This is a genomic window from Rhodoferax sp. UBA5149 (assembly GCF_002413825.1).
GTDB lineage: Bacteria > Pseudomonadota > Gammaproteobacteria > Burkholderiales > Burkholderiaceae_C > Rhodoferax.
This window is the reverse complement of the sequence record NZ_DHXT01000209.1, coordinates 17,507-23,941: the sequence shown is the minus strand read 5'-3', so window position 1 is coordinate 23,941 and position 6,435 is coordinate 17,507. Positions and strand designations below refer to the sequence as shown.

Sequence of the window (6,435 nt, the reverse complement as noted above, 5' to 3'; positions counted from 1 at the left end):
CTCGGCTTCGGCGCACAGCGCGTTGTAGCCGTCCATGCCGGAAACGCGTGCGGCTTTCATGACCGCCTCGCTCGGCGGGAAAACGCGGTTTTCAACCAGGGTTGATTCGATGGCGGACAACGGTGCATTCATGGGTAGGTCTCCTCTAATTAATCAAAACTGGACGCGACTGTCGGCGTTCGCACTTACAAGCCACTGACTGGCCTAAAAGTTGAGGCTATTGCTTCTCTACCCGGCTTGTCAACAGCAGCACGGTGGCGGCCACACCGCTGAGCAGCGAGCCCAGCAACACGCCCAGCTTCAGCTGCGATTCATACAGGGCATCGGCCCCTGCAAACGCCAGCGTGCCAATGAAAAGACTCATGGTGAAGCCGACGCCGCACAGCACGCACACGCCCCAGAACTGACTCCAGCTGGCCTGCGTCGGCAGCCTGGCACCACCCAAGCGGATCAATAACCAGGAGGCGCCAAAAACGCCGATCGCCTTGCCCAACAGCAGACCACCAGCAATGCCCAGCGGAACCGACTGCGCCAAGGTGCCCAGGGTCACTCCCTGCAGCGATACGCCGGCATTGGCAAACGCGAACATGGGCAATATCAGATAGGCGACCCAGGGGTGCAAAGCATGCTCCGCTTTGTTCAGCGGCGAGCCGCCTTTGCCGTCAGACAGCGGAATCGCCAGCGCGGTCACCACACCGGCCAGCGTCGGATGAATGCCGGACTTGAGAACGAAAAACCAAACACCCAGACCCACGATGGCATAGGGTGCTATCGCCGTCACCCGGAGCCGGTTCAAACCCAGCAAGACCACAACACCAGCGGCGGCGGCCAGCAGCATGGTGGGGGACAGCTCGGCGGTGTAGAAAACCGCAATCACCAGAATCGCACCCAGGTCGTCAATGATGGCCACCGCCGTCAAGAACACTTTGAGCGAAGGCGGCACCCGGCTGCCGAGCAGCACCAAGATACCCAGGGCAAAAGCAATGTCCGTCGCCATCGGAATACCCCAACCGCGCAGGCCCACGGGGTCGCCCCAGTTGATGGCGGCATAAATCAGCGCGGGCACCAGCATGCCGCCCAGGGCCGCAATGGCGGGCAGCAAGGCCTGCGCGGGCGACGCTAGCTCACCCTCCAGCAACTCGCGCTTGATCTCCAGCCCCACCAGAAAAAAGAACACGGCCATCCACAGATCGTTGACCCAGACGATCAGGGGTTTGGACAGCAGCAGCCAACTCGAGCCCAAGCGCAACTCGCCCGGCATCTGCAAAAACTGCTGGTAAGCCCCATGCCACGGCGAATTGCTGACGACCAGCGCCACCAATGCGGCCAGAGCCAGCAGCACGCCACCCGCGGACTGTGAGGTGATGAACTGGTTGACGTTGCGTGCGATGAACTTGAACATTTGGGTCGGCGCCATGCCCTCAGTGGCCTGTGGGCGGGGATGGTTAAACTTCAGCCCATTGTCACCAATTAGTTACTCCCTGAACTCTTAAGGTTTCGCATCACCATGACCACCATCCGCCAGGCCGACCTGATCGAGTCCGTTGCCGCCGCCCTTCAATACATCAGCTATTACCATCCCGCCGACTACATCGCCCATCTGGCGCGCGCCTACGAGCGCGAACAAAGCCCGGCGGCGAAAGACGCCATCGCACAAATTCTGACCAACAGCAAGATGAGCGCCATCGGCCACCGCCCGATTTGCCAGGACACCGGCATCGTCAATGTGTTCCTTAAAGTCGGCATGGACGTGCGCTGGGACGGCTTCGATGCGGGCGTCGATGGCAAGCCCCGCAGTCTGGACGATGCCATCAACGAAGGCGTGCGCCGCGCCTACAACCACCCCGACAACACCCTGCGCGCCAGCGTGGTGACTGATCCGCAGTTTGACCGCAAGAACACCAAAGACAACACGCCGGCCGTGATCTTCACTGAAATCGTGCCCGGCAACACGCTGGAAGTGACGGTGGCGGCCAAAGGCGGCGGCAGCGAGAACAAGAGCAAGATGTACATGCTCAACCCCGGCGACTCGGTGGTGGACTGGGTGCTTAAGACGGTGCCCACCATGGGCGCCGGCTGGTGCCCGCCTGGCATGCTGGGCATTGGCATTGGCGGCACCGCCGAAAAAGCGGTGCTGATGGCCAAGGAAAGCCTGATGGACGACCTGGACATGTACGAGCTGCAGGCCAAATCCGCCAGCGGCGCTGAGCTCACCAAGACCGAAGCGCTGCGTCTTGAGCTGTTTGAAAAAGTCAATGCCCTGGGCATTGGCGCGCAAGGCCTGGGCGGCCTGACCACCGTGCTCGACATCAAGATCAAGATGTACCCGACCCATGCCGCCAGCAAACCGATTGCGATGATCCCCAATTGCGCCGCCACCCGCCACGCCCACTTTGTGATGGACGGCAGCGGCCCGGTCTACCTGGACCCCCCAAGCCTGGACTTGTGGCCCGACGTCCAGTGGACGCCCGACTACGTCAAAAGCAAAAAAGTCGACCTCAACACCCTGAGCAAGGAAGAAGTGGCCAGCTGGAAGCCGGGCGACACTTTGCTGCTGAACGGCAAGATGCTGACCGGCCGCGACGCCGCCCACAAGCGTATCAAAGACATGCTCGCCAAGGGCGAAAAGCTGCCGGTGGACTTCACCAACCGCGTGATTTACTACGTTGGCCCAGTCGACCCGGTCAAGGGCGAAGCGGTGGGACCGGCCGGCCCCACCACCGCCACCCGCATGGACGACTTCACCGAGATGATGCTGGCTGAGACCGGCCTGATCTCCATGATCGGCAAGGCCGAACGCGGCCCGGTGGCGATTGCGGCCATCAAGAAACACAAGAGCGCCTACCTGATGGCCGTGGGCGGCGCCGCCTACCTCGTCAGCAAGGCGATCAAGCACGCCAAGGTCGTGGGCTTTGCCGACCTCGGCATGGAAGCCATTTACGAGTTTGACGTGGTCGACATGCCGGTCACCGTGGCGGTGGATTCCGGCGGCACCAGCGCCCACATCACGGGACCTGCCGAATGGCAAAAACGCATTGCGACCGGGGAGTTCAAGGGCATTGCCGTCGCTGCCGCGTGATCGAAATTGGGTTCTGACCCCCATTCGTCCCCGATCGGCGTTTTCGACAGCGGCATCGGGGGCCTGAGCATTCTGAGGGCTTTGCGTGCCGAGCTGCCCCATGAGAACTTCGTTTATGTCGCCGACAGTGCTCACGCGCCCTACGGCGAGCGCGACGACGCCCATGTGATCGGGCGTTCCCGCGCGATCACGCAGCAGCTGCTGGCCGCATACGGCATCAAGGCGCTCGTCATCGCCTGCAACACCGCCACGGCGGCGGCCATTCAGGTGCTGCGTGAGGAACACCCGGCGCTTGCGATCATTGGCGTTGAACCAGCGCTCAAACCCGCGGTGGCCCTGAGCCAAACCCGGCGCATTGGTGTCATGGCCACCCGCGGCACCTTGGGCCGCGCCAAATTTCGCACTCTGGTCGACTCGCTGGCCGGCCAGGCCGACTTCATTTGCCAGCCCTGCGACGGCCTGGCCGATGCCATCGAACACCAAGACACTACAAAAATAATAGCACTCTGCGCACATTACACGGGGGCTATGGGCCAATTTGGCATAAATGATGGGGGGATCGACACGCTCGTGCTGGGCTGCACGCACTACCCGTTCGCCAGCGTTCACCTGACCCAGCTGGTGGGGCCCACAGTCCGCCTGGTCGACACCGGCGAACCTGTTGCGCGCCAGACGCGCCGCAAGCTGAAAACCTTGTCGCCAAGTGAAGTCGCGGGCCAGTGCCTGCTACTCACCACCGGTGAGCGCGCCAGCCTGCAGCGTGCCGCCCATCATTGGCTGGGTCTTGCCTGCCCGGTTGAGTCGCTGTCGATTTGACGGCGCCATCAGCGGATTGGCGATCAAAACTTTAGGGACTTTCCCCTTCCAAACTTCTGGGATCAGGGCGGGCGAGAGCGCATACTGGTCCTCCCGTGCGCCCAGCATGACAACCGGAAAACCCCATGACACTTTGCCCCATCGCCCTTGCCGTCGGCTGCCAGAAATGCCCGGTCTTCAAAATCTGCCCCGTCAAAAGCCTGATCGGTGACATGCCCAAAGCCAAAGAGGAAAAAGACAAGCCGATGGCCGCCAAAAAGTCCGCACCAGCCCGTAAAAAAGCAAAAAAATAGCCCGCCGCCAGGCGCGCGCCCATCAGCCAGACGGCGACCCCGTCGCCACGCGGGATAATCGCTGGCTATGAATCCTCTGCTTTCCCTTCTTCAGCCCTATCCTTTCGAGCGGCTGCGCCAACTTTTTTCCACGGTCACCCCCAACTCGGCCCTGCGCGCCATCAGCCTGGGCATGGGTGAGCCCAAACACCCCACACCCGCTTTCATCCAACAAGCGATGATCGATGCCATCGTGCGCACGCCCAGTGGCTTGGCGGCTTACCCGGCGACCGCCGGCGAGCCCCAACTGCGCGAGGCCTTTGCCCGCTGGCTCAAGCGCCGCTACGGCCTGGACGTCAACCCTGCGACCCAGGTACTGCCCGTGAACGGCTCGCGCGAAGCCCTGTTTGCCTTGACGCAAACCATTGTGAATCCAGGGCCGGGGGCTGCCGACGCAAATGCCGATCAGGCACCGATCGTGGTCTGCCCCAACCCGTTCTACCAAATCTACGAAGGCGCGGCGCTGCTGGCGGGCGCCCAGCCCTACTTTGTGCCGAGCGACGCGGCGCGCAATTTCGCACCGGACTGGGACAGCGTGCCGGAGCAGGTATGGGCCCGCACCCAGCTGCTGATTGTCTGTTCGCCGGGCAATCCCACCGGCGCGGTGATGCCGCTGTCAGAATGGGAAAAGCTGTTCTCCTTAAGCGATCGACACGGCGTCGTGATCGCCTCGGATGAGTGCTACAGCGAAATATACTTCCGCGACGAGCCACCCCTGGGTGGCATGGAAGCCGCCGCCAAACTGGGCCGATCTGACTTCAAAAACCTGATCTCGTTCACCAGCCTGTCCAAGCGCAGCAATGTGCCGGGCATGCGCAGCGGCTTCGTGGCGGGCGACGCCGCCCTCATCAAGCAGTTTTTGCTCTACCGCACCTACCACGGTAGCGCCATGAGTCCGGTGGTGCAGGCCGCCAGCCTGGCCGCGTGGAGCGATGAGCAGCACGTCATCGAGAACCGCGCCCTGTACCGCAGCAAGTTTGCCCAGGTCACGCCCCTGCTGGCCGAGGTGCTGGAGGTGGCGCTGCCGGACGCCGGCTTCTATTTGTGGGCCAAAGTGAAGGGCAACGACACGGATTTCGCGCGTGAACTATTCAGTCTTTACAATGTGACGGTTTTGCCCGGCACTTTTCTGGCCCGTGATGGCCAAGGTGTGAACCCGGGCGCACAGCGGATCCGCATGGCCCTGGTGGCCGAAACCGCCGAATGTGTTGAAGCAGCACAACGCATTGTGCAATTTGTCAAATCCAGAACTTGAACCCGAATCTGAAAGAAGCTTTGCCATGACCCAACAACTCCAAAACATCATCGACGCCGCGTGGGAAGACCGCGCCAACGTTTCCGTCAAATCGGCCTCCAAGGAGGTCGCCGACGCCGTCGAGCACGTCATTTCCCAGCTCAACTCGGGGCACTTGCGCGTTGCCACCCGTGAGGGCGTGGGCCAATGGACCACCCACCAGTGGATCAAAAAAGCGGTGCTGCTGAGCTTTCGCCTCAAAGACAACGTGCTCATGAAAGCCGGCGAGCTGGCTTTTTACGACAAGGTACAGACCAAATTTTCCCACCTGGACGAGGAAAGCCTGAAGGCCACCGGCGTTCGCGTGGTGCCCCCTGCCGTGGCGCGCCGCGGCAGCTATCTGGCCAAGGGCGTGATCCTGATGCCCTCCTTCGTCAACATTGGTGCTTACGTCGACGAGGGCACGATGGTCGACACCTGGGCCGCTGTCGGCTCGTGCGCGCAGATTGGCAAGAATGTGCATTTGAGCGGCGGCGTCGGCATTGGCGGGGTGTTGGAGCCGATGCAGGCCAACCCCACCATCATCGAAGACAACTGCTTTATCGGCGCCCGCTCGGAAATCGTCGAGGGCGTGATCGTGGAAGAAAACTCGGTCATTTCCATGGGTGTCTACATCGGCCAAAGTACCCGCATTTACGACCGCGCCACCGACACCGTCAGCTACGGCCGCATACCCGCCGGCTCCGTCGTCGTCAGTGGCAATCTGCCCAGAAACGGGGGTAAATACAGCCTGTATGCGGCCATCATCGTGAAAAAAGTAGATGCAAAAACACGCGCAACCACCAGCCTGAACGACTTGCTGCGCGACTGATCCTTTTCCCGGAACACAAAAACATCAACAAGGGCTAAAGCATGGCAACGGCTGGAACAACGGGCATGGCAGGCACCTCGGGCACGATGGAGCGCATTCTTCG

General features: G+C 61.7%; 6 protein-coding genes. 5 read left to right on the top strand and 1 reads right to left on the bottom strand.

The genetic code is table 11. From position 1 onward, the window contains the following. Nucleotides 1–217: 217 nt before the first annotated feature. Nucleotides 218–1,402: a Na+/H+ antiporter NhaA gene (gene nhaA / locus B3V69_RS18835; protein WP_296448729.1), complete on the bottom strand. Its 1,185-nt coding sequence runs from the start codon at nt 1,400–1,402 to the stop codon at nt 218–220. A 105-nt stretch (nt 1,403–1,507) separates the two neighbouring features. Between nhaA and B3V69_RS18830 the strand changes: the two genes are divergently transcribed. From B3V69_RS18830 to dapD, 5 genes are all read left to right on the top strand, one after another. Next, the gene (locus B3V69_RS18830) at nt 1,508–3,079 is read left to right on the top strand and encodes a fumarate hydratase (RefSeq protein ID WP_296448727.1); all 1,572 of its coding nucleotides are present in this window, start codon (nt 1,508–1,510) and stop codon (nt 3,077–3,079) included. Nucleotides 3,080–3,085: 6 nt separating this feature from the next. After that, nucleotides 3,086–3,895, top strand: a complete 810-nt coding sequence (gene murI, locus B3V69_RS18825) for a glutamate racemase (protein ID WP_296448726.1) — start codon at nt 3,086–3,088, stop codon at nt 3,893–3,895. 125 nt (nt 3,896–4,020) lie between these two features. Further along, on the top strand, nt 4,021–4,188 hold the full coding sequence (locus tag B3V69_RS18820) for a hypothetical protein (RefSeq protein ID WP_296448724.1): 168 nt from the start codon (nt 4,021–4,023) through the stop codon (nt 4,186–4,188). 67 nt (nt 4,189–4,255) lie between these two features. Next, entirely contained in the window at nt 4,256–5,482 is a 1,227-nt protein-coding gene (gene dapC / locus B3V69_RS18815) for a succinyldiaminopimelate transaminase (protein ID WP_296448723.1), read from the top strand. A 25-nt stretch (nt 5,483–5,507) separates the two neighbouring features. Continuing rightward, on the top strand, nt 5,508–6,332 hold the full coding sequence (dapD, locus tag B3V69_RS18810) for a 2,3,4,5-tetrahydropyridine-2,6-dicarboxylate N-succinyltransferase (protein ID WP_296448721.1): 825 nt from the start codon (nt 5,508–5,510) through the stop codon (nt 6,330–6,332). Nucleotides 6,333–6,435 lie beyond the last annotated feature (103 nt).